The sequence below is a fragment of the Cysteiniphilum marinum genome (assembly GCF_014857925.1).
Lineage (GTDB): Bacteria > Pseudomonadota > Gammaproteobacteria > Francisellales > Francisellaceae > Caedibacter > Caedibacter marinus.
The window spans coordinates 1-1,898 of the sequence record NZ_JACYVZ010000093.1; the positions used below are offsets into that span (position 1 = coordinate 1).

2 protein-coding genes are annotated in these 1,898 nt (G+C 37.4%); both read right to left on the reverse strand.

From position 1 onward, the window contains the following. Positions 1 to 59 precede the first annotated feature (59 nt). Positions 60 to 848 carry an IS21-like element helper ATPase IstB gene (gene istB / locus IE867_RS14395; RefSeq protein WP_192485396.1) on the reverse strand — a complete coding sequence of 263 codons (789 nt, stop codon included), beginning with the start codon at positions 846 to 848 and terminating at the stop codon, positions 60 to 62. Beyond that, the coding region (locus tag IE867_RS14400; RefSeq protein WP_192485397.1) for a DDE-type integrase/transposase/recombinase at positions 848 to 1,898 on the reverse strand (1,051 nt) is incomplete at its 5' end. The genes IE867_RS14400 and istB, both read right to left, overlap by 1 nt.

The following is a 1,898-nucleotide window of genomic DNA, read 5'->3' on the forward strand; positions in this document are numbered from 1 at the left end:
TATTGAACGACAATTATCTTTGCCGGTTAACGACAACTACAATTGCCGCTTAAACCACCCTAATTTAGCATGGTTTTATCTTCAGTTACAATATTAATATTTTGCTTATTATCTGTTCTTGCTTTTTTCCGATAACTTTCTCCTTCTAGATTGAATATTTTAGCATGATGGACCAGTCGATCAATCGCTGCAACTGCCATCATATTATCAGGAAAGACTTCATCCCACTGGCTAAATGCTTTGTTTGAAGTTATCATAATGCTTTTTGACTCATACCGGTGTGCAATCAACTCAAATAAGACACTTGTCTCAAGCTCTTGTTTTTTTGCATAAGCAACCTCATCAATAATTAACAAGGAATACCGGTCTAATTTAATGAGTGCTTCTGACAGTTGATAATCAGCTTTAGCTTTCTGAAGTTTTTGTATTAGAGCAATCGCTGAGGTCATCAACACCCTAACTCCTTGCTGTATCAACCCTGATGCAATAGCGGATGCAAGATGTGTTTTTCCAAGGCCGCTTGCTCCAAAAAACATAATATTATTTGCATCCTTAACCCATTGAGTATCATCAGCATAAGCTTCTATTTGCTGCTTGTTGACACCTGTTATTTCTTCAAAATTAAAGTTGCCCAGAAATTTTCCTGTCGGTAACTTCGCCTCTTTCAAATAACGCTCAATTCGTTTACTTTCTCGTTGATTTACCTCTAAACCAAGTAGTTTAGAAAGATAAGTATGATATCCCCAGCCTTCTTGAATTGCTTTTTGCGTGATCTCATCTAGGTGCTGATAAATCGTTATGAGCTTTAACTGCTTGAGCAGTAATGGCAATGAAGCGCTGCTTGACATCACAATGCCTCCTTAATTAACTCATCATACTCAGACAGATTATGTTGGATAACCTTGAGTGTTGGTATGCTAATCGTTTTTTGCTTATATTGACTTTCAAAATAATTTAAAGATAAGGGCTGATTATTATCAATCGCATATAAAACTGCTTCTGCAAGCTTTAGTTCGCAATCGTATTTATATGCCAAATATAAAATTCCTACCATGAATTTACAGGCACTTTTTGCTTCCATTGATCTATCTACTTCTTGCCATATTGCACGATACTGATCATTTGGAAGAATATCATCGCGAATTTGAGAGTACCTGAAAGCTTGAGGTTTCTTATGCAAAGAGCTAATAATATGTTTGTAGTCGATTACTCTAGCATTACCTTTTCTAGGAGCAATTTTCCGCTCACTTTCAAAAACTTTAATAGACCCCAAGTAGCACTCTATTGAATGCTGATAAATTAACACTCTAAGCTGTTCACCAATCAATCGAGACGGAACAGTGTATGTAACACGTTTCACAAGAATAGTGCTTGAAGAAGTAACGCCAACGATGATTTGGTCAAAATCAGTTGTTTTATGTGTTGGTAAATCTTGCAGTAATGGTCGCTCAATAGAAATCTCTTTTGCATTGCGTTGGTTATGTTGTTTTACAACGCTATCTATCCATTTCTGATAGTCATCTATTGAGTTAAAGTCAGAAGATCCTCTGATTGATAAGGCTTGTTTTATCCTGCGCTTAACATGCCCGTGAGGTGACTCTATCGCGCCATTCTCGTGAGACACCCCTTTATTGTTTCGACTGGGTTTCATCTGATAATGTTGGCAGAACTCCTGATAACGCTTAGTTAAATCATCAATAGCTGCTTTAGAAAGGTTTTTAAAAGCCGCAGATAAACTATCTGTGCGATGCTCAAATGGAGAGCCACCTAAACGCCATAGAGCTTCCTGCAAGCCCTCTGACAGTGCTGCATAACTTTCACCACCATTAATAACTTTCATGTAGCTCCATCCACTATAAACAAGCCTAAAGTGATATAGCAAGTGCTTGAACTCAGCA

Coding starts and splice junctions, on each gene's coding strand:
- istB (WP_192485396.1), bottom strand. CDS start 848: ATGTCAAGCAGCGCTTCATTGCCATTACTGCTCAAGCAGTTAAAGCTC.